This is a genomic window from Streptomyces sp. PsTaAH-137 (genome assembly GCF_003259365.1).
Classification (GTDB): Bacteria; Actinomycetota; Actinomycetes; order Streptomycetales; family Streptomycetaceae; genus Streptomyces.
This window is the reverse complement of the sequence record NZ_QLLY01000007.1, coordinates 347632-372078: the sequence shown is the minus strand read 5'-3', so window position 1 is coordinate 372078 and position 24447 is coordinate 347632. Positions and strand designations below refer to the sequence as shown.

At 72.3% G+C, this 24447-nt stretch carries 22 protein-coding genes; 5 read left to right on the top strand and 17 right to left on the bottom strand.

The window, feature by feature from the left end:
* Positions 1-40: 40 nt before the first annotated feature.
* The 5 genes from K377_RS18685 to K377_RS18665 all read right to left on the bottom strand — a co-directional run bounded on the left by K377_RS18685 (position 41) and on the right by K377_RS18665 (position 5187).
* Positions 41-829: an SDR family NAD(P)-dependent oxidoreductase gene (locus tag K377_RS18685; protein WP_111664590.1), complete on the bottom strand. Its 789-nt coding sequence runs from the start codon at positions 827-829 to the stop codon at positions 41-43.
* 8 nt (positions 830-837) lie between these two features.
* A complete protein-coding gene (locus K377_RS18680; RefSeq protein WP_111664519.1) occupies positions 838-1506 on the bottom strand; it encodes a TetR/AcrR family transcriptional regulator in 669 nt (222 codons plus the stop codon).
* A gap of 81 nt (positions 1507-1587) precedes the next feature.
* On the bottom strand, positions 1588-2628 hold the full coding sequence (locus K377_RS18675) for a PhlD (RefSeq protein ID WP_111664518.1): 1041 nt from the start codon (positions 2626-2628) through the stop codon (positions 1588-1590).
* Positions 2629-2700: 72 nt separating this feature from the next.
* Positions 2701-3549, bottom strand: coding sequence for a helix-turn-helix domain-containing protein (locus K377_RS18670; RefSeq protein ID WP_111664517.1), 849 nt, complete (start codon positions 3547-3549; stop codon positions 2701-2703).
* 444 nt (positions 3550-3993) lie between these two features.
* Positions 3994-5187 (bottom strand): DUF4032 domain-containing protein, encoded by a 1194-nt coding sequence (locus K377_RS18665; RefSeq protein ID WP_111664589.1) that lies wholly within the window; start codon positions 5185-5187, stop codon positions 3994-3996.
* 54 nt (positions 5188-5241) lie between these two features.
* On the opposite strand from K377_RS18665, the gene K377_RS18660 reads away from it, so the two are divergent.
* The gene (locus tag K377_RS18660; RefSeq protein WP_111664516.1) at positions 5242-6177 is read left to right on the top strand and encodes a phosphotransferase family protein; all 936 of its coding nucleotides are present in this window, start codon (positions 5242-5244) and stop codon (positions 6175-6177) included.
* Here K377_RS18660 and K377_RS18655 read toward each other — a convergent pair.
* Complete coding sequence (locus K377_RS18655; RefSeq protein WP_111664515.1) at positions 6145-7074, bottom strand: Gfo/Idh/MocA family protein; 930 nt, start codon at positions 7072-7074, stop codon at positions 6145-6147. The genes K377_RS18660 and K377_RS18655 overlap by 33 nt on opposite strands.
* A gap of 181 nt (positions 7075-7255) precedes the next feature.
* Between K377_RS18655 and K377_RS18650 the strand changes: the two genes are divergently transcribed.
* Positions 7256-8731, top strand: a complete 1476-nt coding sequence (locus K377_RS18650; RefSeq protein WP_111664514.1) for an MFS transporter — start codon at positions 7256-7258, stop codon at positions 8729-8731.
* 4 nt (positions 8732-8735) lie between these two features.
* Positions 8736-9308: a TetR/AcrR family transcriptional regulator gene (locus K377_RS18645; RefSeq protein ID WP_111664513.1), complete on the top strand. Its 573-nt coding sequence runs from the start codon at positions 8736-8738 to the stop codon at positions 9306-9308.
* A gap of 2 nt (positions 9309-9310) precedes the next feature.
* Here the strand turns inward: K377_RS18645 and K377_RS18640 are convergent, their stop codons facing one another.
* From K377_RS18640 to K377_RS18605, 8 genes are all read right to left on the bottom strand, one after another.
* Positions 9311-11188 (bottom strand): DUF2264 domain-containing protein, encoded by a 1878-nt coding sequence (locus K377_RS18640; RefSeq protein ID WP_111664512.1) that lies wholly within the window; start codon positions 11186-11188, stop codon positions 9311-9313.
* On the bottom strand, positions 11185-12192 hold the full coding sequence (locus K377_RS18635; RefSeq protein ID WP_111664511.1) for a hydroxyacid dehydrogenase: 1008 nt from the start codon (positions 12190-12192) through the stop codon (positions 11185-11187). Before K377_RS18635 ends, K377_RS18640 begins: the two co-directional genes overlap by 4 nt.
* Positions 12189-13061 (bottom strand): carbohydrate ABC transporter permease, encoded by an 873-nt coding sequence (locus K377_RS18630; protein WP_111664510.1) that lies wholly within the window; start codon positions 13059-13061, stop codon positions 12189-12191. The genes K377_RS18635 and K377_RS18630 overlap by 4 nt, the downstream gene beginning before the upstream one ends.
* Entirely contained in the window at positions 13058-14041 is a 984-nt protein-coding gene (locus tag K377_RS18625; protein WP_111664509.1) for a carbohydrate ABC transporter permease, read from the bottom strand. Before K377_RS18625 ends, K377_RS18630 begins: the two co-directional genes overlap by 4 nt.
* Positions 14042-14072: 31 nt before the next feature.
* Positions 14073-15425: an ABC transporter substrate-binding protein gene (locus K377_RS18620; protein WP_111664508.1), complete on the bottom strand. Its 1353-nt coding sequence runs from the start codon at positions 15423-15425 to the stop codon at positions 14073-14075.
* A gap of 103 nt (positions 15426-15528) precedes the next feature.
* Positions 15529-16644, bottom strand: coding sequence for a substrate-binding domain-containing protein (locus K377_RS18615; protein ID WP_111664507.1), 1116 nt, complete (start codon positions 16642-16644; stop codon positions 15529-15531).
* A gap of 87 nt (positions 16645-16731) precedes the next feature.
* Positions 16732-17520, bottom strand: coding sequence for an arylamine N-acetyltransferase (locus K377_RS18610; protein WP_111664506.1), 789 nt, complete (start codon positions 17518-17520; stop codon positions 16732-16734).
* Between the two features lie 15 nt (positions 17521-17535).
* On the bottom strand, positions 17536-17793 hold the full coding sequence (locus K377_RS18605) for a hypothetical protein (RefSeq protein WP_111664505.1): 258 nt from the start codon (positions 17791-17793) through the stop codon (positions 17536-17538).
* 111 nt (positions 17794-17904) lie between these two features.
* Here K377_RS18605 and K377_RS18600 point away from each other — a divergent pair, with 111 nt between their 5' ends.
* Positions 17905-18651 (top strand): MgtC/SapB family protein, encoded by a 747-nt coding sequence (locus tag K377_RS18600; protein WP_111664504.1) that lies wholly within the window; start codon positions 17905-17907, stop codon positions 18649-18651.
* Positions 18652-18681: 30 nt separating this feature from the next.
* Here K377_RS18600 and K377_RS18595 read toward each other — a convergent pair whose 3' ends face one another.
* From K377_RS18595 to K377_RS18585, 3 genes are read right to left on the bottom strand one after another with little or no spacing between them, the layout of a single operon-like run.
* Positions 18682-20427, bottom strand: a complete 1746-nt coding sequence (locus K377_RS18595) for an ABC transporter ATP-binding protein (RefSeq protein WP_111664503.1) — start codon at positions 20425-20427, stop codon at positions 18682-18684.
* On the bottom strand, positions 20424-22226 hold the full coding sequence (locus tag K377_RS18590; protein WP_111664502.1) for an ABC transporter ATP-binding protein: 1803 nt from the start codon (positions 22224-22226) through the stop codon (positions 20424-20426). The genes K377_RS18595 and K377_RS18590 overlap by 4 nt, the downstream gene beginning before the upstream one ends.
* 28 nt (positions 22227-22254) lie before the next feature.
* Positions 22255-23697: a cytochrome P450 gene (locus K377_RS18585; protein WP_111664588.1), complete on the bottom strand. Its 1443-nt coding sequence runs from the start codon at positions 23695-23697 to the stop codon at positions 22255-22257.
* 141 nt (positions 23698-23838) lie between these two features.
* Between K377_RS18585 and K377_RS18580 the strand changes: the two genes are divergently transcribed.
* The gene (locus K377_RS18580; RefSeq protein ID WP_111664501.1) at positions 23839-24447 is read left to right on the top strand and encodes a TetR/AcrR family transcriptional regulator; all 609 of its coding nucleotides are present in this window, start codon (positions 23839-23841) and stop codon (positions 24445-24447) included.

Below are 24447 nucleotides of genomic sequence, written 5' to 3'. Positions count from 1 at the left end.
GAGAGACGGAACGTCGCCGGGGGCCCTGGACCGGAGGGGATCAGACGGCGGTGTAGGCGCCGTCGACCAGGTGGTAGCTGCCCGCGATGAACGAGGCGCGGTCCGACAGCAGGAACACGATCAGCTCCGCGACCTCCTCGGACGTGCCCAGGCGGCCCGCCGGGTGCAGCGAGACCAGGCCGTCGTGGGCGGCCTTGTCCATCTGCGCGAGCAGCGGGGTCTCGATGAAGCCCGGGCCCACCGCGTTGACCCGGATGCCCTTGGCGGAGTACTCGGCCGCGGCCGTCTTCGTCAGGCCCACGACACCGTGCTTCGCCGCCACGTACGCGGGGGAGCCGGCGAAGCCGACCGAGCCGAGGATCGACGCGACGTTCACGATCGCGCCGCCCTTGCCCGCGGCCTCGATGACGGGCAGCTCGTAGCGCAGGGAGTAGAAGACGCCGTCCAGGTTGGTGCGGATCACGCGGTTGTACGCGTCGATGTCGTACGCGCCCGTGGGGGCGCTGGGGCCGCCGATACCGGCGTTGTTCACGGCCAGGTCGAGCCCGCCGAAGGTGTCGACGGTGAACTTCACGGCGGCCTCGACGGACGCGGCCTGCGTGACGTCGAGGGCGACGGCGGCCGCCTTGATGCCCTCGGCGGCCAGGGCCTCGGCGGCCTCCTTGGCGCCCTGCTCGTTGAAGTCGGCGATGACGACATTGGCGCCGCCACGGCCCAGACGGCGGGCGGTGGCCAGACCGATGCCCGAGGCGGAGCCGGTGACCAGGGCGGTCTTCCCGGCGAACTCGGTGGCGTAGTCGGTCGATGCGGGGGCGGGGGTGGTGCTCATGGTGCGTGTCACTCTCTGGTTGCTTCCTCGGAGGTCGCCGCCGATCGGGCGGCCTCCCCAATGAGGGCGTCGTAGGCCCGCGCCACCAGGTCGGCGAGGTCTTCGGCGTCCGTGCTGTCGTCGCGCGCCCAGGTGCGCAGCGCGGCGGTCAGCACGCCGGCCGCGGCGCCGACCACGACCTCGGGGCGCAGGTCCCGGGCCGGATCGGTGCCGAGCCGGTCGGCGATGATGCGTACGGACTCGTCCTGGGCGTCGACCCGGATCCGCTCGTACGCGGCGAACAGGGTGGGCTCGCGGTCCACGGCCGCGTACAGCAGACGCTGCTCGGGCCGGTGGTGCCAGCCGACGGCCGCACGGTCGGCGAGCCAGTCGGCGACCGCCCTGCGGTAGGCGAGCAGCGGGGGCTCGGCCGCGGGGCGCTCGCGCAGCGCCGCGTTGATCCGGGCGCCGTCGGCTCGGGTGAAGTCGAGCGCCGCGTCCTCCTTGCCGGAGAAGTGCCGGCTGAAGGTGCGGCGCGTGACGTCGGCGCGCTCGGCGATCGCCTCGACGGTGACCTCCGCGAGGCCCCGCTCGAGCACCAGCGCGACGGCTGCCTCGGCCAGCGCCTCACGCGTCCGCCGGGCCTTCAGCTGCCGGCGGTCCGCGGGGGGCGGGGTGGTGGGCTCGTTCGCCTTCATGCCTCCGAGGGTACACCTTTGTGTCCCGATGGGACACGAGTCTCAGGGGGACATTTTTGTGGGCCGGGGGTCAGCCGTGGATCAGCCGTGCCAGTGGCCGTGGAGAGCGGCGGTGGTGAAGCCGGGGCCGTAGGCGACGACTACGCCATGGCTTCCCGGGGGCGGCGGTGCCGTGTGCGTACGTTCGAGGACGCGGAGGATGCTGACCCCGCCGATGTTGCCCTCGTCGGCCAGCGTGTCCATCGAATGTCGTGTGTGCTCCGTACCGAGTTCCAGGGCGTCCGCCGTGTCGCTCACCATGCGCGGGCTGCCCGGGTGGATCGCCGCGAAGTCGACGGGACGCCCGTCGAGCCAGTTGAGCAGTGCGGGGAAGGTCGCTGTCGGTGCCTTCGGGGCCTGCTTCGTGGAATCGAAGTGCATGCCGTGGGCGTCCAGGCGCCCCCGGTACCGGTCGAAGCTCTCGGGCAGCGTGTATTCGAGGGTGTCCTCGATGGCGAGGCCGGCGGCGAGCGGGGCGGCGCTGACCACGGTGGCTGCGGCCGCGTCGGCGAAGAGCGCCTTGTAGATCATGGCCTCGATGGTCGACGCAGTGTGGTTGTACGCGGTCGACAGCACCTCCGCGGCCACGACCAGGACCTTCTCGTTCGGTCGCAGGGCCACCAGGTCTGCTGCACGGAGCAGGGCGTGCGCTCCGCCCGCGCACGCCATGGTGGTCAGGGCGATGCGGCGAGTGGTGGGACGCAGGCCCAGACGGTGAATGAGGTGCACGTCGAGGTTCGGGACGGCATAGCCGGTGGCGTGGGTCGTGACGATGGCATGGATGTCCCCGGGAGCGAGGTCCACCGCCTCGAGTGCGGTGAGCGCCGCCCGCTCGGCCATGTCGACGGCGTCGTCGAAGGCCACTTGAGTGCGGGTGTGCACATCGGCTTCCCCCGAGACGGTGGGCGAGTCGAGCGGTCGGCTGAAGTACCGGGTGCGCACACCGCAGTTGTTGACGACGCGCAAGAAGGCGCCGAGGCGTGGATGCTCGCGGTGGTGCGCCCGTATGTCGTCTGCTATCTCCTCCGTCGTGACCTTGTGGGTACCGAGGACGGAGCGAGGTGGTGAAACGTAGGCGGGCATGCGACTGCTCCCACTGTGCCGGGCGGAGTGCGGGGGGTGCGCTCAAGGTACTTGACACCCGGCGTCATACGTCTAGTGGTCAGAGCCGTCCATCACCGAGGCGGGAGCGCGGAGCAGTTGCCGGTGGTGGACGGGTCGTTGGTACCCAGGCCGGAAGACCAGGATGAAAAGCCGCGATCCGGGGGCGGTCATGGGCTGTGCCGCGCAGATCGACACCCAACCCGGCCCGTTGATCGCATGCTGGATCGGCCGCTCGTGACCGTCCGCGTGGATGAGGGTCGCGCCCGTCTCGTAGGTCGCCGAGGTCTCCGGATCGGCGAGGACCTCTTTCTCGATCTGCAGCAGCGTCTCGTCGTCGGGGCGCGTGGCGAGGGCGGCGCGAAGTTGAGGCAGTACCCATGGCGCCCACGCGTTGTGCCAGTCGATGAGCAACTCCCGTCCCTGGGGCTCGAGGAGCATCCACCGCATGGTGTTGCTCGGCACGCGAAGGTCGGGGAACAGCGCGGCGAACGCGCTGTTGTAGGCGATGAGGTCCCAGGAGGCGTCCGAGATGTACGCCATGTGACTCATGCTGTCCAGCGCGTCCTGCCAGAAGCCCGGAATCTCCTTGCCCGACGACTGGTGCAGCGGTCCGGGCGGGTCCTGAAGCAGGGCGTAGCGGCACAGGGAAACCCACTCCTGCTCGTCCAGGTCGAAGAGCAGGGCGACATCGCGCAGCAGAACGGTGGGCGGGTTCGGATAGCTCCCCGACTCCAGCCGGTGGTACGTCCCCAGCGTCCGGTGCAGCAACTGGTCGACCTGGTGCTGGGAGAGGCCCGGTGCGCGGCGGCCCTGGCCCGTGGGGCGGGTGAAGCCGTGGGACTCGGGGGCTATGAGGGCGCGCCGTTCACGGAGCAGGGCGCGGAGCGCCTTCTTGTTCATGTGGGTAATCCCTCTTCGTACACGCTGAGTTGAGCGTCAGCAGTCTAAATACTCCCAACATCTTTGGTAATAAACATTGCCCGAAGAAAACGATCAGACGGTCCGTCATGATGGGCCGTGCGGGGTTGTTCACCAGGCAGTTTCATCGACTGTGTGCAGGTAGACACAGTGATGCGGCACCTGTGCCGGGCGGTTGGAGAATGGCCGAAATTTCCTGGCGGAGAGTAACCCGCGAGCCTCTGGGCCGCCTGAGGAAGAGAGTGCTGGACCGGGCCACGTATTTCGCCGGATGTGGCCGGAAAATGCGTTGCACGACGCACGTCCCGCACTTGGCCGAAGACGGATCCGGAGGTCACTGGCTGCGGCCGGTGCCGTCACTCGCCATTACGTAGCGGCCACGGCACCGGCCGCGCCCGGTCATCCCGGCGCTTTTCGGCCCCGCCCTCACTCCTCCGGCTTGCCGACCTGCCGGACATAGTCCTCCGCCGCCGCGTCCAGACCGATGTCGTGCTGCGCCCGTTCGGACATGTACCAGCGGTGCTCCAGGAGTTCGTGGTACAGCTCGGCCGGATCCATCGGGGTGGGCAGCCGGTCGCGGATCGCGCGGACCGTCGGCCGGAACACATCGCGCACCCAGCGGTGGGCCAGGACCTCGGGCCGGGCGTCCGGGGCGTCGTCCTGGGTCGCCATCCAGCTCTCCAGATCGCTGAGGAGCCGCCGCGCCTGGTTCTCCTCCGCGTCCATGCCGGTCAGCCGCAGCAGTTGCCGCTGGTGGTGCCCCGCGTCGACGACCTTGGGCACGAACGTGACCTCGTCGCCGCGCGGGGAGCGCGAGATCTGCATCTCGGCCACGTCGAACCCGAGATCGTTCAGCCGCCGGATGCGCCGTTCCATGTAGTGGTGCTTGCCCGCCGGGTACACCGAGGTGCGGGTCAGCTCGCTCCACAGGTTCGTGTAGCGCTGCTCGATCTCCGCGCCGAACTCGATCGGGTCGATCGACGGGTGCAGCGCCCCGGAGGCCTCCAGGTCGAGCATCTCGCCGCTGATGTTCACCCGCGCCAGCTCGATGTCGTACTCCCGCTGCCCCTGGCTCAGTTTCGGGTGCAGCTCGCCCGTCTCGGCGTCCACGAGATAGGCGGCGTACGCGCCCGCGTCCCGGCGGAAGAGCGTGTTGGACAGGGAGCAGTCGCCCCAGGCGAACCCGGAGAGGTGGAGCCGGACCAGCAGGACCGCGAGCGCGTCCATCAGACGGTGCACGGTCGTCGGGCGCATCGTCGTCTCGAACATCGAACGGTAGGGCTGCGAGCCGCCCAGGTGCCGAGTGATCAGCACCGGTTCGAGGGGCGCGCCGTCCGGTTGCTCCCGCCCGGTGACCACGGCCAGCGGGTCCACCGAGGGTATGCCGAGGCGGTCCAGGGTGCGCAGCATCTCGTACTCGCGCAGCGCGGGGCGCTCGGCGAGCTCCTTCACGGCGACGACCTCGTCACCGGCGCGCGCATAGCGCACCACGTGCCGGGATATACCGCGCGGAAGCGGCACAAGGTATTCCTCGGGCCATTCCTCCAGCGGAATGTGCCAGGGAAGGGCGAGCAGGAGCACCGGGTGCTCGGGGTTGGTGGCGCTGATCTCGAGCGGCATGCGCACAGGGTAAGTCGATTGTCGGGCGCGCCCCGGCGGCCTACCCTGCCGATCATGCTGCCGCGCGTGGACACCGACGAAGCCTGGAGCCGGATCGTCCCGGACGAGCCCCTGCTGCGCCCCGGCGTGCTCGACCTCTGCACCCGGCTCGGGTTCGCCGGCGTGGACCCCGTGCGCTTCACCGAGGGCAGCCAGCCGGTCTACGCGGTCGACGCCGCGCACGTCCTGAAGCTGTTCCCGGCCATGGCCGCCGGGGACGGGCTCCGTGAGGCCCGGACGCTGGAGTTCCTGCACGGCCGGCTGCCGGTCGCCACACCGCAGCCGCTCGCCTCGGGCCCGTACGAGGACGGCTGGCACTACGTCCTCATGTCCCGGCTGCCCGGCCGGGACCTCGCCGTCGCCTGGCCCGGCCTGACGCCCGCCGAACAGGACCGGCTCGTCGACACCGCGGGTGAACTCCTCGCCGCGCTGCACGCCCTCGACCCCGCGCCGCTCGCCGACGCCATCGGGCCCGGCGACTGGGACGGCTTCGTCGCCGCGCAGCGGGCCGGGGCCGTACGGCGGCAGCGCGCACGGGAACTGCCAAAGGAGTGGTGCGCGCAGATCGACGGCTTCCTCGACGCCGCCGCGCCACGGGCGGGCGACCGGCGGGCGCTGCTGCACACGGAGTTCATGCGGCAGCACCTGCTCGTCGCCCCCGACGGCGCCGGCCGGGCCCGGCTCACCGGCCTGCTCGACTTCGAGCCCGCGATGACCGGCGACCCGGACTACGACCTCGTCGCCGTCGGACTCTTCGTGACCCGCGGCGACCGACGCCTCATGACCCGCTTCACGAAGGCGTACGGCCGCACGCCCGACCCGCGCACCGTCATGGCGTACACACTCCTGCACGTGTACAGCAATCTGCCCCGGTACCTGCGGGAGGTGCCGCCGCCCGACGGGGTGCGCGACCTCGCGTCACTCGCGGATACCTGGTTCGGCACCGGCTGACGGCAGCGCGCGTTCGGCGGCGCTCAGGATCTCCGTGAGCCGCAGCCCGAACCGCGCGTCGCACGGGGCCGGCACCCCGGTGCGCGCCGACTCCAGCAGGACGTCGACCGCCACGGCGAGGGACTCCTGCGCATTGCCGCGACCGGACGGCATCGTCGACACGCCTGCCGTGCTCCGCAGTTCGACCGTGACCCCGGCCGCCTCCGGCGGAGCGGTCAGGCTCAGCGCCGCGCTGCTCGACGCGCCGGAGTCGTGCCGCAGCACCAGGTGCACCGTGTCGCCGGGGCCCCGCCCGGCCGTCACCGACGTCACGTCGCCGAGCAGCGGCAGCAGCACCGACAGGGCGTGCGGGCCCACGTCCCACAGGGCGCCCCGCTCCGCACGCCACGGAGTCGTCGCCCGGATCTCCGCGTCGTCACCCGGCGTGTACAGCGCCCCGAACCAGTCGGCCCGACCGGTGAACCAGCCTTCCACGGCTGCCTGTTCGGCGATCCAGGCCGCCGTGGCGGGGGAGTAGCGCATGGTGCAGAACACCACGGACGCCACCCCCGCGGCGTCCACGGCGTCGACGACCGCGCGCGCCGCCACCGGCTCCGTGGCGAGTGGCTTGTCGAGCAGCAGATGACAGCCCGCCGCGGCGGCCCGCGCCGCCAGCGGCGCCTGCACGTCCGGCGGCACGGCGAACGCCACCGCGTCGCACGCCGCGAACAGCGCGTCCACGTCGTCGTACGCCGTCGTCCCCTGCGCCGCGGCGAGCTCTGCCGCGGCCTCGGGCCTGCGTCCCCAGACGCCGACGAAATCCGTGTTCTTGTGGTCCTTCAGGACCGGGGCATGGGTGCGGCCGGCCCACGAGCCGGTGCCGACAAGTCCGCAGCGCAGGACGTCTGGTGAGGTCATTGCGGCAGTATGGCGCGACCGGGGCGGATCCGCGCGGGGGCGGGGTGGCGACAGGCGGGCACCGGCTGGTGAATACTGATTCACCAGCCGGGTGAATGAGCATTCACCCGGCCCGTTCACCCGCCTCGTCGGCCCGGCGCCGCGCCTCCCGCGCCGCGCCCGCGCACCCCGCAGGAGCCCCATGGACCACGTACCGATACCGACGCTGCCCGAGCAGGCCGTCCGGCCCCGCCTGCCGGAACGGCTCACCATCCCCGTCCTCGCCTTCGGCGGCATCCTCATGGCCGTCATGCAGACAGTCGTCGTCCCGCTCCTGCCCGACCTGCCGAAGCTCACCGGCGCGTCGCCCTCGGCCGTCTCCTGGATGGTCACCGCCACCCTGCTCGCCGGCGCCGTCCTCACGCCCGTACTCGGCCGGGCCGGCGACATGTACGGCAAACGCCGCGTCCTGCTGATCGCCCTCGCCCTGATGACCACCGGCTCCGTACTGTGCGCGCTGACCTCCGACATCCGCGTCCTCATCGCGGCCCGCGCGCTCCAGGGCGCCGCCGCGGCCGTCGTACCGCTGTCCATCAGCATCCTGCGCGACGAACTCCCGCCCCACCGCACCGGATCCGCCGTCGCCCTGATGAGCTCCACCGTCGGCATCGGCGCCGCCCTCGGCCTGCCGCTCGCCGCGCTCATCGTCCAGTACGCCAACTGGCACGTGATGTTCTGGGCGACCGCCGCGCTCGGCGCCCTCGGACTCGCCGCCGCCTGGTGGGCCGTCCGCGAGTCGCCGGTGCGCAACCCCGGCCGCTTCGACGTCCTCGGCACGCTGGGCCTCGCCACCGGCCTGGTCTGTCTCCTGCTCGGCGTCTCGCAGGGCGGGCAGTGGGGCTGGGGCAGCACCCGGATCCTCGGCCTGTTCACCGGCGCCGTCCTGGTCCTCGCCCTGTGGTCCTGGCAGCAACTGCGCGCCGCCCGCCCCCTGGTGGACCTGCGGCTCGCCGTCGGCCGCCGGGTCGGCCTCCCGCACGTCGCGGCGCTCTTCACCGGCTTCGCGTTCTACGCCAACTCGCTGGTCACCGCGCAGCTCGTGCAGGCGCCCGTGGAGACCGGCTACGGCCTCGGCCTGTCGATCGTGGCGACCGGTCTGTGCATGCTGCCCAGCGGCGTCATCATGCTGTTCTTCTCCCCGGTGTCGGCCCGCATCTCCGCCGCCCGCGGCCCGCGCGTCACCCTCGCCGTCGGCGGTGTCGTCCTCGCCCTCGGCTACGCGATCCGGGTCGTCGACAGCACCGACCTGTGGGTGATCCTCGTCGGCGCCGCCGTCGTCTCCACCGGCACGACCCTGGCGTACTCCGCCCTGCCCACCCTGATCCTGCGCGCCGTCCCGCCCACCGCCACCGCCTCCGCCAACGGCGTCAACGTGCTGATGCGCACCATCGGACAGGCCGTCTCCAGCGCCGCCGTGACCGCCGTCCTCGTCCACCACACCATGCGCCTCGGGAGCACCGACGTGTCGACCCTGCACGGCTACCGGCTCGCCTTCGTCATGGCCGGTACGGTCGCGCTGGTGGCCGCCGCCGTCGCCCTGTGCGTACCGTCCGACCATGGGGCCGAGCGGACCGGCGCGGGCGCACCGGCCCCGCTGGCGACGGCGAAGGGAGCATGAGGCGATGACCACGGCGCGGCCCGCCGTCCGGCGCGACGCGGAAGCGAGCAGGGCCGCCATCGTGAAGGCGGCCCGGCATCTGCTGGCCCGGCATGCGCACGGCGACATCACGCTCAGGGCGATCGCCGACCGGGCCGGTGTCAGCCCGCCCCTGATCCTCAAGTACTTCGGCAACAAGGACGCGCTCTTCGCGAGCGTCATGGACTTCGAGGCCGACGTCGACATCCTTCTCGACGCACCCCTTCAGGACCTGGGCCGGCACATGGTCCGCTGCGTCCTCAGCGGCCAGTCCGAGCGGGGCGCCGACCCGATCCTGCGCATCGTGTTCGCCCCGCTGCACGGCGCGCAGGGCGACATCCTGCGCGCCAACTTCCGTACGCAGGTCAGCGAACGCCTGGCCGCCCGGCTGCCCGGTTCGGACGCCGGGCTGCGCGCGGAACTCGCCGTGTCGCTGCTGCTCGGCCTCGGCGTGATGTACGGCATCGCCCGCGGCCCGCAGGTGCGGGCCGCGGACATCGAGGCGGTCGTGGACCGCTACGCCCCGGCGGTCGAGGCGCAGCTGGTCCCTCCGTCGTGACGTCAGCCGCAGCGCACGGTCAGCGACTCGCCGAACTCCACCACGGTCTCGAACCCGTCGGCCCAGCGCACGGTCAGCTCGCCGTCCGTGACGGTGGTCCCGGCCACGGCACCGTCGAGCTCGGTGGTGGAGTCGGCCGCGCCGAGCAGGGCCAGCGCCGCGAACACCGCCGTCCCCTCCACCTGCGCCGACAGCCGGGGCACCCGCACCCAGGGCTCGTACGCCGTGCCTTCGGGCGCCCGGACCCGGTCCCCGGGGCCCCAGCCGTGCAGCCCGGTCAGCTCCGAGCGGAGTGCCTCCGTCGCCCAGCCGGTCAGCGTCACCCGGGAGCCGTGCGGCGCGCCGACGACCCGGTGCACCCGCAGCTCGTGGGCGCCCCGCGCCACGGTCACGCTCTCGACGCGCAGCCCCGGATGCATCGGCGGCCCCGACGCGAACGTCGGCCGGAACCAGGACGCCGCCCAGCCCCACCCGTCACCGTGCCCGGCGCCGAGCGGATGGAGCCGCCTGCGCACACCGGCGACGCCCCCGATCTCGACGGACAGATGGTTGTCCGCGACGTTCGTGAGGGACGTCGGCCCGGTGTGCGTGGAGTACGCCTGACGGCCGTAGTGCGCGTCGTTCTGGGCGGCGAACTCGCCCTCGTGCGGCCGGACATGGTCGCTGCCGTGGTTGTGCAGCCGCACGATCCCGTCGGCCTGCGTGGACTGCACGAGGAGCCCCGGCGCGGGCAGCGCGAGCACCCGGTCGGGGCCCTCGCCGGGCTGGGCCTCCTCCGGCGCCGTCCATAGCGGGTCGCCCTCCGGGGCGAGCAGCGCCACGAACCCCTTCGACGCCCAGTACGGCGACGCGGGGCCCGAGTACGGCTGGAGCGTGGCGGCGTGCGGGCCGTGCCAGCCGAGGCTCAGCAGCCCCTCGTCCGTGACCGCGCCGCGTTCCAGGAAGTAGCGCAGGTTGCCGCTGATGAGACGCCGTGACGCGCCCGGCGACAGCGGCGTGTCCCCGGTGACCGCGCCCAGGCCGACCGCCGCCGACGCGGCGAAGCGGTAGGCGAGCGAGCGGCCGTAGTGGAGCGGGGCGCCGTCGCCGCCGAACATCAGGGCGAAACCCTCCAGGTGCTCGCGCAGCCGCGGGCCGAAGCGCGCTGACAGCGCCGCGTCGCCCGACAGATGGGCGTGCAGCAGCGGATACAGGTGCAGCGCCCAACCGTTGTAGTGGTCGAAGGCCCGGCCGTCGCCGTCCGCGTACCAGCCGTCACCGCGGTACCAGGTCTCCATCAGCTCCAGGGCGCGGTCCGTGGCGCGGGTCGTCGCCGCGTCGCCGCGGCCGACCTCCTCCAGGAACGACGCCACCATGAAGGGGAAGAGATACCAGTTGTTCGGCGCGGGCGTGTGGTCGATCGCGCCGCGCAGCCACTTCTCCGCCCGGTCCTGCGTCGCGTCGTCGAGCCGGTCCCACAGCCACGGCCGGGTCAGCTTCAGGCCGAGCGCCACCGACGCCGACTCCACCATCGGCTGGCCCTGCACGTGGTGGTCGAGGATCAGCGGCCAGGACTCCGCGTCGTCCCCGCCGGGGGTGCGGGTCCCGGCGGTCAGTCCGCTCGCGTACCGCTCCAGCCAGTGGTGCGGGTCCTTGCCCTCGGCGCCCGCGACCCGGAAACCGGCCGCGAGGAACGTCCGCGCGTACCCTTCCAGGCCGTCCGAGCGGACCCCGGAAGCGGAGGGCCGGCCCGGCAGGTCGAGGAAGGCTCCCTCGGGCGTCGCCCAGCGCCAGGCGGCGCCGAGAAGACCGTCCGCGACGGCCTCCCAGTGGGCGCGGGTGAAGCCGGTGAACGGGCTCAGCTCGCGGTTCTCGTCGGGCAGTTCGAACGGAATGGTCATGCCAGGAACGCCAGCCTCTCGCGTCGTACGGGATGGGCGAAACCGTCGCCCGCGGCCCAGCGCGCCACCTCTGCCACGGCCGTGTCGGCCAGCCGCTCCCACTCACTGCCCTGGGAACCGGCGAGGTGCGGGGTGATCAGGGCGTTCGGGCAGTCCCAGAGCGGGTGCTCCGGGGGCAGCACCTCGGGGTCGGTCACGTCGAGGACCGCCCGGATGCGGCCCGCGCGCACCACGTCGGTGAGCGCGTCCTGGTCGATGACGGCGCCGCGCGCGGTGTTGATGAGGACGGCGTCCTGGCGCAGCGAGCCGAGCAGCGGGCCGCTGACGAGACCGCGGGTGGCGGGCAGCAGCGGCGTGTGCACGCTCAACACGTCGCTACGGGTGAACAGTTCGGGCAGTTCGACCCAGGTGACGCCTAGCTCGGCGGCTTCGGCGGGGGACACGTACGGGTCGTGCAGCAGCACCTCGAAGTCGAACGGCTTCAGCAGCTCGATGACCCGGCGTCCGACCAAGGAAGCGGACAGAATGCCCACGGTGCGGCGGTAGTTGCCGACGTGGCCCGTCGTGAGCAGCCAGTTGTCGCGGGCGCGTGTCGTACGGAACTCGCGGGCCCGCTCCAGGACGTGCTTGCCGTGGAGCAGGATCATCGCGAGGGTGTACTCGGCGACCGGCAGCGCGTTCGCCGCCGCCGCGGACGACACCGCGATGCCCCGCTCCCAGCAGGCGTCGGTGACATGAGCGCGTACCGAACCGGCCGCGTGCACCACCGCCCTGAGCCGCGGCGCCCGCGCGAGGACGTCCGCGTCGAGCTTCGGGCAGCCCCAGCCGGTGACGAGGATCTCGGTGTCGGCCAGCACCTCCGTCGCCCGGGCGGTTGACAGGTCGGACAGGGCGGGCAGCGGCGCGACATCGCCGACCTCGGTGAGCGCGGCCAGCGACCGCGGCGAGAAGACGGCCGCCGCGGCCTGGGGGGACATGGCCAACGCCACGCGCGGCAGGGTCATTTGACCGCCCCCGCCGTCAGGCCGGCCTTCCAGAACCGCTGGAGGAGGATGAACGCGAGGACAAGGGGGAGCACCGCGAGGAGCGAGCCCATGATCACCACCGGGTAGTACTCGGGAGAGACGGTCGCCTGGCTGTTCCACTGGAACAGGCCGAGGCTGACGGGGTACAGATTCTGATTGGACAGCATCACCATCGGCAGGAAGAAGTTGTTCCAGATCGCGGTGAGCTGGAAGAGGAAGACCGTGATCAGGCCCGGGGCGAGCATCCGCAGGGAGACCCGCGCGTACGTGGTCAGCTCGCCGGCGCCGTCGACGCGGGCCGCCTCCAGGACCTCGTTCGGCACATAGCCCTGGGAGAAGATGCGGCCCAGATACACGCCGAACGGGTTGAAGAGGACCGGGATGAACACCGACCAGAAAGTGTTCACCACGCCGACCTCGGACGCGATCAGGTACAGCGGCAGCGCGAGGACGGTCTGCGGCACCATCACCGCCGCGAGGACCAGGCCGAACAGCTTCTCCTTGTGCCGGAAGTGGTACTTGTCGAAGGCGTAGCCGCAGGCGACGGAGATCATCGAGCCGATCGCGGCGCCCAGCACCGCGTACAGCAGACTGTTTCCGTACCAGCGGCTGTAGAGGCCGCCGTCCATCGCGAACAGCTCCTTGAGGTTCTGGACCAGGGAGAAGTCGCTGAGGGAGAAGATGCTGCTCTGGAAGAGCGCGTCCCGCGTCTTGGTCGAGGCGAGGACCAGCCACAGCGCGGGCAGCACGGTGTACATCACGGAGATCACGACGACGACGTTGACCACGGCACGGCCGAGGAAACGCGGACGCAGCAGGGACGAACGGCTCAACTCGGCGGTGCTCATCGGGCGTTCTCCTCTGCGGCCTCGACACGGTTGGTCCAGCGGGTGACGCCGTAGGACACGGCGATCGTGATGACGAGGAGGATCACCGAGGCGGCCGCCGCGAGCGAGTAGTTGTTCCGGCTGAAGGCCGCGTCGTAGATGTACATGCTCGGCGAGAAGCGGGCGCCGACCATCGCCGACGACTGGTGCAGCAGCGCCGGTTCGGTGAACAGTTGCAGCGCCCAGATCAGGGTGAACATCGCGACCATGACGATCGACGACCGCACCAGCGGGGTCTTGACCTGGAGCGCGGTACGCACCGGCCCGGCCCCGTCGACGACCGACGCCTCCAGGACCTCACGGGGGACGGCCTGCAAAGCCGCGTAGAAGACGACCATGTTGTAGCCGAGGTTGGACCACAGGGCGATGTTCACGATCGACGGGATCGTGGTGTGCAGGCCGAGGAAGTCGACGGTGATGTCGCCCTTGGCGAACGCCTCGATGATCGGGCTGATCCCCGGGGTGTACAGGTACAGCCAGATCAGCGCGGCGATGATCCCGGGCACCGCGTGCGGCAGGAAAAGGCCCAGCTGGGCCCAGGCCCGCAGCCGTACGACGCCCGAGTCGAGCAGCAGCGCCAGCGCGAGCGAGCCGATCACCATCAGCGGGATGTAGATCAGGCAGTACAGGCCGACGGTGGCGAGCCCGGACAGGAACGTCGGGTCGGTGAGCACGGCCGCGTAACTGCGCAGGCCCACGAAGACCGTGCGCTCCGGGCCGAAGCCGAGGCCGGGCTGGTCGTCGCTGAAGAAGCTCAGCCACACCGCCGTGGCCACCGGGATCAGGAAGACCAGGACGAGCAGGACGAAGAAGGGGGCCATGAGGACGCCCGCGGCGCCGCCTCGACGGCGGCCCGCCGTGCGCTGCGCCCGGCGCCCCGAGGCGTCCTCGTCGCGCGGCGGTGCGGACGCCGTCGCGGGGGCATGGGTGGTCGCGGTCATGGGAGTCACCTGCCTTTCGGAGTGCGGGCGTTCATGTCGTGTGCTGGGTGGTCCTGAGGCCGAGCGCCTTCAGGTCGGGCATCGTGCCGACCTGGGTCGCGCGCATCGACGATTCGAGCGTTCCCGAGCCGGCCGCGGCGCGGGTGAAGGCGTCCTGCATGACCGACGCCGTCGCGGTCATCCGCGGTCCCCACACCCAGCCGTCGCGGATCTTGTGGGCCTCCTGCTCGAACAGCGTGTAGATGTCCTGGCCGCCGTAGTACGTGCGGTCGAACGCGGCGCGGCCGACCGGGATCAGCTCGGAGACAGCCGGGTACTGGCTGCTGGCGCCGCTGGAGAGCCGGGCCTTGAGCGCGTCCGGGCTGGAGACCTGCCACTCGATGAACTCCATGGCGGCCTCGGGGTGCGCGCTGTCCTTGGTGACGGCGAAGGTCGAGCCGCCGTTGGTGCCGAGGGCGGGCCGGTCGGGGTCCCACTGCGGCTGCGGGGCGATCCGCCACAGCCCCTTCTGCTCGGGGCGGGCGTTCATCTGCGCGCCCGCGTCCCAGGCGCCGCTGTGCCGGGTGAGGACCAGACCGTTGCCGATCTGGGCGTCGTTGGCGCGGCTGTTGGGGTTGTTGGCGTAGACGAGGTCCTCGTCGATGAGACGCTGCCAGTACGTCGACACGCGGCGGGTGGGCGCGTCGGCCAGCGAGACGTTCCAGGCGCCCTTCGACGTGTCGAACCACTGGGCCCCGGCCTGCCAGCAGAGCCCCGAGTACAGGCCCATGTCGAGGGAGAAGATGCACACCTTGCGCTTCCCGCCGGTGCGGCGCACGGCGCGGGCGAGGTCCGCGTACGCGTCCCAGGTGACCGGCACCTCGAAGCCGTACTTGTCGAACAGGTCCTTGCGGTAGTGCAGCACCGTCGGCTCGACGTCGAGCGGCACGCTGAACGTGCGGCCTTCGAACGTGGTCTGGCCGAGCGCCTGCGGCAGCAGCTTCTTCCGCAGGTCGTCGCTGATCAGCGAGGTGATGTCGCGGGCGACACCGTCGATCGCGAACCCCGGCACCTGCGGGTACTCGATGGTCGCGACGTCGGGGGCGTTCCCCGCCCGCGCCGCGTTGCTGAGCTTGAGATAGCCGCCCGCGTTGCCGGAGGGTATCTGCTCGAAGCGGACCTGGATGTGGTCGTGGGTCCTGTTGAACTCGTCCACCACTTCCTGGCTGCCGCGCAACGCGGACCAGAAGGTGATGGTGGTCGTGCCTCTGCTGCCTTTGGTACCGGTCTTGCTGCTGCTCTGCGGCGACGCGCTGTCCGATCCGCTGCAGGCGCCGAGGGCGCCCGTCAGCGGCAGCGCGGTGATCGCGGCGAGCATGGATCGACGGCTCTGTCGACCAGGCATGGGCGCCTCCCGCGGCTCCTGCGTGTTCGAGTCACGGGAATCCTGATCGGCTGAGCGGTCTCGGTCAATAGATCGATCAGAAGAAAATGAAGCGGTCAAACGCTCATTGCTGAAGGTCAGTTGTGGCGGCCTGCTGCGTGGAACCGCGCACCTTCAGATCCGGCAGCACCTCCATGCGCCGGGCCGGACCCGACGACGCTCCCCGCTCCAGGCGGCGCAGCAACAGCTCCGCCGCGGCCCGGCCGATCTCCGCCTTGGGCGGCGACACGGCCGTCAACGGCGTGCTGCCGAGCCCGGCGACCACGTCGTCGTACGCGATCGCCGAACAGTCCTCCGGCACCCGCACCCCGCTGTCCCGCAGCTTCTGTACGAGCATCAGCGCGTCCACGTCGCCGTGCAGGAGTGCGGCTGTCGCATCCAACTCCGCCAGTAGAGAGGGGAGTTCGACGGGCTGTTCGGCCGCGGCCGTGTCCGGGTCGGGCGCCGCCGCCGGGGTGCTGAGCGCCACGGCCCACCGGTCGATGTCCGGGTGCGCGGCGGCGATCTCGGTGAATGCCGAGCGCAGGGCGCGCGCGGTCGGACTGTCGTCGCGCGCGGCGAGCACGATCCGCCGGTGGCCGAGACCGGTGAGGTGGTCGAGCGCGAGATGGACGCCGTACCAGTGATCCGTGCACACGGTGTCGACGGCATGCAGCGCGCTGCCCGCCCGGGGCCTGCGCTCCATCAGGACCGCGGGCACGGACAGCCGTGCCAGCCACGTGTAGTCGGCCTCTTCCGTGGCCCGGCTGCGCCAGCGCGGGGCGATCAGCAGGCCGCGCGCGCCGTCCGCCAACGCCCGCTCCACGATGGGCTGTTCGGCTCCCGCGACGGGCGGCGCGATGTGCAGGCCGATCCGGATGCCGGCTTCCTCGAACGTGGTGCGGGCGCCGTGCAGCATCTCGTACAGATACGCGTGCCGCTCCGGCACCACCACGGCGACCGGCCCGCCGTCGGACGGCGGGTCGGCCGGCGGGGCGGCCTGCGCGGTCTCCGGCAGCATCGGGCGCGCGACGCCGTGGCCGCGGCGCAGCTTGCCCTCGCGGGCGAGTTCCTCCACGTCGCGGCGGAGCGTCACCACCGACACCGCGAGTTCCGCGGCGAGATCACTGACCCGTGTCGCGCCGCGCGACTGCACCACGGCGAGGATCCGTTGCCGCCTGAGATCGACCGGTTCGCGCATGCTGATGGCCCCCTCGCAACCCGCTGTTCGTTTGAGCGTTTTCCTGAACGGTTCGGCGGCAGCATAACCAGCGGACCGGAGGCAGGGTCAGCCTTCGGCGGACTCGGGTTCCGGCGGGAGGGTGTCGAGAACGATGCCGAAGCGCTGGTCGTACGCGGCGAGCACGGCGGCGTCGGTGTCGAGGACGGTCTGCGTGCGCGCACCGGCGGCCGTCGTCGTGAGCGTATGACCGCTCAAGGTGATCCGTCCGTCGTCGGTGGGGAGCGAGCAGACCAGGGACTGGGTGAAGTGCGAGGCGGGCGAGGTGCGGTGGTACCAGGAGCCCGCCTCGAAGTCCCGCAGCTCGCGCGGCCGCTGGTCGAGGAGGTACTGCGGGCTGCCGTCCTGGAGCACGAGCAGATCGCCGTGCGCGGCCTCCTCGACCCGGAAGACACCGCCCGGATCCCGCTGCTCGCCCCGCTCGCCGTACCCCAGCGGCTCGGCGCAGAACGCGCCGAAGCCGACGTCCGCCAGCAGCTCCGCGCCGTCCGCGGTGCCCACGCGCAGCGCCATGTGGTCGTAGGGGATGCCGGGCCGGCCGTCCTTGCCGACCACGCGCGCCTGAAGCAGGGTCACCGCGAAGCCGAGGGCTTCGAGGAGCGCCGCGAACGCCCCGTTCAGTTCGTAGCAGAAGCCGCCGCGGCGCCGGTCGACCACCTTGGAGACGAGCGCCGCCGGTTCGAGCACGACGTCCTCACCCAGGTGCACCGACAGGTTCTCGAACGGCACCGACCCAAGATGCGCCCGGTGCAGCGCGCGCAGCGCCTCGGCGGTCGGCGCGGCGGGGCGCTCGGCCCCGATGCGGTGGAGGTAGGCATCGACCCGGCTGTGATCCATGAGCCCAGTGTGACGTCAAGGGGAGGTGTCGTCCGGCCCCAGGTCGTAGATCCGCTCCAGCAGCCACGCCTCGTTGCCCGCGAGGCCCGCCCTCGCGAGCGCCTCGTCCGCCTCGGCGATCGGCACGGCGAGGACCGAGGCGGTCCCGGGTGGCTCCGTGCCGGACAGCGCGGCGCGCGCCGTGTGCAGCAGCCGCAGACAGGCTTGGGCCGCCGCCAGCTCGTGGTGCTTCGTCGGCCGGTCGTGTGTGTCGAGATTCCAGGTTCCCTGCATGACACCACTCTTGCGCAGGGGTCTGACAATCCCTCGCCAATGGGGCGGGACTAGGCTCGTACACGGTTGAAGAGTCCATCGGGAACCGACCGGGCAAGGAGGAACGCACTCGTGTCATCGCAGGCACTGCCGCTGTTCGATCCCGCGGCGGGGCAAGGCGCCCGGCAGTTCGCCGAGTTGGCGCTCGCGCTCGTCCTGTCGACGCTGATCGGCGCCGAGCGCGCCGTGCAGCAGAAGAGCGCGGGCCTGCGCACGCACACGCTCGTCGGCGTGGGCAGCGCCCTGTTCATGGAAGTCTCCCAGCACGGTTTCAACTCCGTCCTGGGCATGGACGGAGTCGCCCTCGACCCGTCCCGGGTCGCGGCGCAGATCGTGTCGGGCATCGGATTCATCGGCGGCGGCCTGATCTTCGTGCGCCGGGACGCCGTCCGGGGCCTGACCACGGCCGCGACCGTCTGGCTGACCTGCGCCATAGGGATGGCCTGCGGCGGCGGACTGCCGCTGCTCGCGATCGCCGCGACGGTCTGTCACTTCCTCGTGGTCCGGGGCTATCCCTGGGTGAGCCGCCGGATCCCCGCCCTGGCGACCGAGCGGCGCACGGGCCTGCATCTCGCGTACGAGGTCGGCGGCAGCGTCCTGACGCGTGTTCTGGAGGAGTGCACGGGCCGGGGTTTCCGCGTCCTCGAAGTGCGTACCGACCGCACCGACTGGGACGGCGGGTCGTCGGGCCGGCGCGGCACCATCGCCGTCCGGATGGAGATCGAGGGCGCGGCGGAGGTGCCCGGACTCGTGGCGGTGCTCGCCGAGTTGGACGGGGTGCTCGACGTCGCGTCGCTGGAGACCGCGGCGGACGAGTAGCGGGCCCCCGCGCCCGGACCTCCGGAGCCGTCAGACCCCTCCGTGCCACGAGCGCCACAGCGCCGCGTACGCCCCGTCGGCCGCCACCAGATCGTCGTGCGGCCCGAGTTCGGTGAGGCGGCCGTCCTCCATCACGGCGACCCGGTCGGCGTCGTGCGCCGTGTGCAGCCGGTGGGCCACCGCTATGACGGTGCGGCCGCGCAGGACGGCGGCGAGAGCGCGTTCGGTGTGCCGGGCCGTGGCCGGGTCGAGTAGCGCGGTGGCCTCGTCCAGGACGACGGTGTGCGGATCGGCGAGCACGACGCGGGCCAGCGCCAGCTGCTGCGACTGCGGTCCGTCGAGGCGCAGGCCGCCCGCTCCGAGCTCGGTGTCAAGGCCCTGCGGCAGGGTGTCCGCCCAGTGCGCGCCGACCGCGGTGAGCGCGGACATCAGCCGGCCGTCGTCGGCGTCCGGCGCCGCCAGGCGCAGGTTGTCGCGGACGGAGCCGAGGAACACATGGTGCTCCTGCGTGACGAGGACGATGTGCCGGCGCAGCCGTTCGGGCCCGAGCGAGGTAACCGGGACGCCGCCCACGGCGACCGTCCCGGAGTGCGGTGCGTCGATCCCCGCGAGCAGCTTGCTCAGCGTGGTCTTGCCCGCTCCCGAAGGCCCGACCAGCGCGAGCCGTTCGCCGGGCCGCACCTTCAGGTCGACGCCCCGCACCACGTCGCGCCCGCCCTCGTACGCGTAGTGCACCCCGCGCAGCTCGACGGCGTCACCGGCCGGCTCAACGGGGTCGTACGACGGCGCGGACGCGGCTGTGCCGATGCCCTCCACGCGGGCGAACGAGGCGCCGCTGCTCTGCAGTTGCTCCACCCACAGCAGGATCGTGTCCAGCGGCGCCGACAACTGGCGCAGATACAGGGCGCAGGTGACGACCGCGCCGACGCTGAGCACCCCGTGGGCGTGCAGGGTGCCGCCCACCAGGAGGACGGCGACGACCGGGAGCACGTAGGAGAAGTCCACCGAAGGGAACAGCACGCTGCGCAGGTGCAGGGTGTGCATCCGGGTGCGGTGGCTGTGCCGGATCGCCCGCTCGGAGGCCGCGACCCGCCGGTCCTGGAGTCCGAACGCCTCCACGGTGCGGGCCCCGGCGGCGGTCGCCGCGAACTGCTCGGCGCGGTGCGAGTCCGCCTCGCCCTGCGCCAGATACGCGGTGCGGGCCCGCCGCAGATACCAGCGCACCGCGACCGGGATGCCGGCGAGCGCGAGCAGCGCGACCGCGCCGAGCGACGGGGCGACCACCCACACCGCGCCCGTCAGGATCAGCGCCTGCGCGAGGGACACGGACACGTCGGGCCCCGCGTCGCGCAGGGTCGTCGCGACGATGGCGATGTCCTCCGTGCCGCGGTTGGTGAGGTCGCCGGGTCCCACCCGGTCCACCACGGAAGCGGGCAGGGCCAGCGCCCGCTCCACGAACCGGTCCCGGATCCGGGCCGCCGCCCGCTCCCCGAACCGGTGCCCGACCAGCCGGGCCCAGCGCGCGCACAGGAGTTGCGCCACGGCGAAGCAGAGGATGGCGAGGGCCGCCCGGTCGACGTGGGTGACCGTGGTGCCCGCCCGCACGTCGTCGATGATCCGGCCGAGCAGATACGGGCCCACGGTTCCGGCGCCCGCGGCGAGGCAGTTCAGCACCACGACGCCCGCGAAGGCGCCACGATCGGCCCGTACGAGGTCCAGAGCGGCGCGGCGAACGGCGGCCCGTCCCGCGACGGGGAGCGGGGAAGAGGTACTCACGCGGCGCCTCCTTGTGCGGGCACGGTGTCGTCGTCCGGGGCGGGGCCGTCCGGCCCGGTCTCGCCCGCGTCGCGGGCCACCAGCGCGCGGTACTCGGCGTCGCGGGCGAGCAGTTCACGGTGCGGGCCCACGGCGCGGACCGTCCCGTCGACGAGGAAGCACACCATGTCGGCCCGGTCGAGCAGCAGCGGGGACGTGCCGGTGACCAGGGTGGTGCGGCCCTGCCGGGCGGACCGCAGCCGCTCGGCGACTCGCGCCTCGGTGTGGGCGTCCAGGGCCGAGGTCGGCTCGACGGCGAGCAGCACCTCCGGATCGGCGAGCAGAGCCCGCGCCAGACGTATCCGCTGGCGCTGGCCGCCCGACAGATTGCGTCCCTGGGCGAACAGTTCGGCGTCGGCGCCGCCGGGCAGACCCGCGATCACGTCGTCGGCGGCAGCGGCGTGCAGGGCCCGGGTCACCGTGTCGTCGTCCGGCGTGTGCCGTCCCGCGACGCTCTCCCGGACCGTTCCGGAGAACAGGTCCGCCTCGGCGTCGGCCACGAGCACCCGGCGCCGCACCTCCGCCGCCTCGATCGTGTCCAGGGGGACCCCGCCCCACGTGGCCGTCGACGGCGCGAACCGGCCGAGCCGGTCCACGACCGCCGCCGCGTCCCCGGGCCGGGCCGTCGCCAGGACCGTCAGCCGGCCCGGCGCCACCCGCACCCCGGAGACCGGATCGTGCAGCGGCGCGCCGACGGGCGGCCCGACGACGGGGGAGCGGTGCTCCGGCGACTGCGGCGCGAGCGTCAGGAACCGCAGCACGCGACGCGTGGCGACGAGACCGCGCCCCAGGTCGTAGCCGCCCTCGATGAAGAACTCCACCGGGATCACCAGCATCGCCACATAGCCGTACACGGCGACCAACTGCCCCACGGAGATCTCGCCCCGGGCCGCCATCCGCGCGCCGAGCCAGGTGACACAGGCGAGGAAGAGCGCGGGCAGCCCGACGGCCAGAGCCTGGATCCAACTGCTCACCCGGGCCACCCGATAGCCCTCGTCGCGCAGCAGGACCGTGTCCCGGCGCAGGCGCCGCGCGTACACGTCCTTGCCGCCGAGCCCGCCGAGCACCCCGAGCCCGCCCACGAGATCGGCGAGCCTCGCCGCCAGCACGCCCTGCTGCTCGCGGTACCCCGACTCGGCGCCCTGGAGACGCGTCAGGAGCGGCCCGAGGCAGCAGGCGAGCAGCGGCACTCCGAGCAGGATCACCGCCGCGAGCAGCCCTGATATCGACAGCAGCAGTACGGCCACCACGACGTACGCGACGACCGCGCCGACGCCGGGGCCGGCCATCGTCAGGGTCTGGCTGATCCGGGCCACGTCGCCGACGCCGAGGGCGACGGCCTCCCCGGCCGCGACCCGGCGCGGCAGCACCGCGCCCAGGACGGTCGCGTGCCGGGTCAGCAGCCGTGTCGTGCGGAACGTGGCGTCGAGCCGGACCCGGGTCATGGTGCGATGCCGCATGATCGCCAGCCAGGCGGTGACGGCGCCGACCCCGAGCAGCACACCGCACCAGCCGTACAGAGCACCGGAGTCGCCGGTCAGCAGCCCCTCGTCGATCGTCCGCGACAGCACGTACGGAGGCAGCGTCAGCGCCACCATCCACGCGCTGCCGAGCAGCGCGCCCGCCGCGACCCGCCCGCGCTGCCGGGCCATCAGCCACCACAGATAGCGCAGCGGGCCGCGCAGATCCGGTGTACCTGGAGGACCTCCGAAGGGGACCTCGCCGTCACCGGCGCCCGGATACGTGTCAGGGTCACTCATGTGCGCACCCTAACCAGGTACGCGCGGGCTACCGCCGGGTGAGGTGCAGCCGCAGCCCGTGCGGCATCAGCGTCAGCCGCTCCGTCACCTTCAGCCGGTAGGCGGGCTCGGGCCGCAGGTCGTAGCGGCGCAGCAGCAGACCGAGCACCAGCGTGGCCTCGTGCAGGGCGAACTGGCGCCCGATGCAGGCCCGCGCGCCCGTCCCGAACGGCTTGAAGACATGGCCGGGCCGGGCCCGTACCGCCTGCGGCGCGAACCGGTCCGGGTCGAAGGACTCCGGATCGTCGCCCCACGCCACCGGGTCGCGGTGCAGCATCGTCGTCAGGACCAGCGCCCAGGCGCCGCGCCGCATCGGGTGCGTCCCGCCGAGCGTCGTGTCGGTGATCGCCTCGCGCGCGAACGCGGGGGCCGTCGGCCACAGCCGCAGCGACTCGTCGAGCACCCGCCGCAGATAGCGGAGCTTGGCGACCTGCTCGTACGCGGGGACGTCCACATCGCCCCAGACACGGTCGACCTCCTCCTGCGCCGCCGCCAGCACGGCGGGGTTCTGGGCGAGGTAGTGCAGGGCGAAGGAGAGTGCCCCGGACGTCGTCTCGTGGCCGGCCACCAGGAACGTGATGACCTGGCGGCGGATGTTCTCGGGCGCGAGCCGTTCACCCGTCTCCGGGTGCGCCACCTCCAGCATCCGGTCGAGCAGATCACCGGGGCCGTCGCCGGAGGCGCGGCGCGCGGCGATGACGTCGTCGACGGTGCGGTTCAGGAAGGCGCGGTCCGCCGCGTTGCGCCTCTCGGCGCCGCGCTGGAGCGACGCGAGCAGCGGCGGCACCACGTTGCGGCGCTGCGCGAACGACAGCGCGCCCACCATGGCCGTCACGAACGGATGCAGCCGCTCCCGCTCGAAGGACCCGAAGTCGTGCCCGAACCCGGTGCGCGCGATCGTCTCCAGGGTCAGCTTGGTCATGTCGCCGGGTACGTCCACCGAGCGGCCCGCGGCCTCGCTCGCGTCCCACGCCTGGGTCAGCTGCCCCGCCACGTCCAGCATCAGCGGGTGATAGCCCTCCATCGCCTCCCGGCTGAACCCGGGCGCCAGGATGTCGTGCGCCAGCTGCCAGTTGGGCTCGTGGTTGTACGCGGTGAACAGGCCGTCCCCGGCGACCGGACGCAGATTGGCGACGCCGAGCCCCACGTGCTTGGCGAACCGCGACTCGTCGGCCAGCTCCGCCGCGAGCTCCGCACCCCACACGAACACGATCTCCTTGCCGAACGCCTTGCGGCGGAAGATCGGCCCCAGGTCGGCGGCGATCCGCATGGAGTCCTGCAACGGCGTACGGACATTGGCGCCCACGACATCACCGATCAGCGGCACCCGGCGCGGCGGGTGCGGGATCCGGTCCAGGCGCGGCCAGCCCTGCTCCGCACTGCGAAAGCCCCGCGGCAGCGTGGCGCCGGCCAGCTGTGTCATCTGAGCCATCGAGCCCATCTCCCCTGCGCCACCGATGGATTGAGGCACCGAAGGCAGCTTGTTAGACGTGGATTCAATAATGCGCCTCAGTGTGCGGCTGTTATTGAACTCACGTCAAGTAAGGAGGCGTTCGTCCAGTAGGGTGCGGCCATGACGGCAGAGCGGACGACCCGGCGCAGAATGAGCACGGAGCAGCGCAGGGAACAACTCCTCTCCGTGGGCGCCTCGTTGTTCGCGCAGAGTCCGTACGACGATGTGTGGATCGAGCGGGTCGCCGAGATCGCGGGCGTCTCCCGCGGGCTCCTCTACCACTACTTTCCGAACAAACGGGACTTCTTCTCCGCGGTCGTGCGCCGTGAGAGCGAGCGGATGCTGCGGCTCACCGCCGCGGTCCCGGGCATCCCGGTGCGCGAGCAGCTCGGCGCGGGGCTCGACACCTTTCTCGGCTATGTCGCCGCGCACGCCGAGGGCTTCCGCGCCTTCCACCGCGCCGAGTCCGCGGGCGACCCGACCGTGCGCGCCGTCTACCGCGACGGGCTCGCCGCGCAGGAGCAGCAGATCCTGGCCGCCCTCGCCGCCGACCCCGAGATCACCGGCACGCTCCCGGAACCGGCCGCGCTGCGCCTTGCCGTACGCGGCTGGCTCGCCTTCCTCGTCGCCGTCTGCCTGGACTGGCTCGATGAACCGGAACTCACCCGCGAGCAGGTGCGCGATCTGTGCGCGCGAGCACTTCTCGGGGCGCTCTCCGGCCAGTCATAG

Excerpts from the sequence above, each read along its gene's own strand:
- K377_RS18680 (WP_111664519.1), bottom strand. The coding sequence starts at position 1,506 with ATGAAGGCGAACGAGCCCACCACCCCGCCCCCCGCGGACCGCCGGCAG.
- K377_RS18615 (WP_111664507.1), bottom strand. The coding sequence starts at position 16,644 with ATGCGCGAACCGGTCGATCTCAGGCGGCAACGGATCCTCGCCGTGGTG.
- K377_RS18660 (WP_111664516.1), top strand. The coding sequence starts at position 5,242 with ATGCTGCCGCGCGTGGACACCGACGAAGCCTGGAGCCGGATCGTCCCG.
- K377_RS18645 (WP_111664513.1), top strand. The coding sequence starts at position 8,736 with ATGACCACGGCGCGGCCCGCCGTCCGGCGCGACGCGGAAGCGAGCAGG.
- K377_RS18625 (WP_111664509.1), bottom strand. The coding sequence starts at position 14,041 with ATGACCGCGACCACCCATGCCCCCGCGACGGCGTCCGCACCGCCGCGC.
- K377_RS18630 (WP_111664510.1), bottom strand. The coding sequence starts at position 13,061 with ATGAGCACCGCCGAGTTGAGCCGTTCGTCCCTGCTGCGTCCGCGTTTC.
- K377_RS18590 (WP_111664502.1), bottom strand. The coding sequence starts at position 22,226 with ATGAGTGACCCTGACACGTATCCGGGCGCCGGTGACGGCGAGGTCCCC.
- K377_RS18655 (WP_111664515.1), bottom strand. The coding sequence starts at position 7,074 with ATGACCTCACCAGACGTCCTGCGCTGCGGACTTGTCGGCACCGGCTCG.
- K377_RS18620 (WP_111664508.1), bottom strand. The coding sequence starts at position 15,425 with ATGCCTGGTCGACAGAGCCGTCGATCCATGCTCGCCGCGATCACCGCG.
- K377_RS18670 (WP_111664517.1), bottom strand. The coding sequence starts at position 3,549 with ATGAACAAGAAGGCGCTCCGCGCCCTGCTCCGTGAACGGCGCGCCCTC.
- K377_RS18605 (WP_111664505.1), bottom strand. The coding sequence starts at position 17,793 with ATGCAGGGAACCTGGAATCTCGACACACACGACCGGCCGACGAAGCAC.
- K377_RS18665 (WP_111664589.1), bottom strand. The coding sequence starts at position 5,187 with ATGCCGCTCGAGATCAGCGCCACCAACCCCGAGCACCCGGTGCTCCTG.
- K377_RS18580 (WP_111664501.1), top strand. The coding sequence starts at position 23,839 with ATGACGGCAGAGCGGACGACCCGGCGCAGAATGAGCACGGAGCAGCGC.
- K377_RS18650 (WP_111664514.1), top strand. The coding sequence starts at position 7,256 with ATGGACCACGTACCGATACCGACGCTGCCCGAGCAGGCCGTCCGGCCC.
- K377_RS18675 (WP_111664518.1), bottom strand. The coding sequence starts at position 2,628 with ATGCCCGCCTACGTTTCACCACCTCGCTCCGTCCTCGGTACCCACAAG.
- K377_RS18585 (WP_111664588.1), bottom strand. The coding sequence starts at position 23,697 with ATGGCTCAGATGACACAGCTGGCCGGCGCCACGCTGCCGCGGGGCTTT.
- K377_RS18635 (WP_111664511.1), bottom strand. The coding sequence starts at position 12,192 with ATGACCCTGCCGCGCGTGGCGTTGGCCATGTCCCCCCAGGCCGCGGCG.
- K377_RS18610 (WP_111664506.1), bottom strand. The coding sequence starts at position 17,520 with ATGGATCACAGCCGGGTCGATGCCTACCTCCACCGCATCGGGGCCGAG.
- K377_RS18640 (WP_111664512.1), bottom strand. The coding sequence starts at position 11,188 with ATGACCATTCCGTTCGAACTGCCCGACGAGAACCGCGAGCTGAGCCCG.
- K377_RS18685 (WP_111664590.1), bottom strand. The coding sequence starts at position 829 with ATGAGCACCACCCCCGCCCCCGCATCGACCGACTACGCCACCGAGTTC.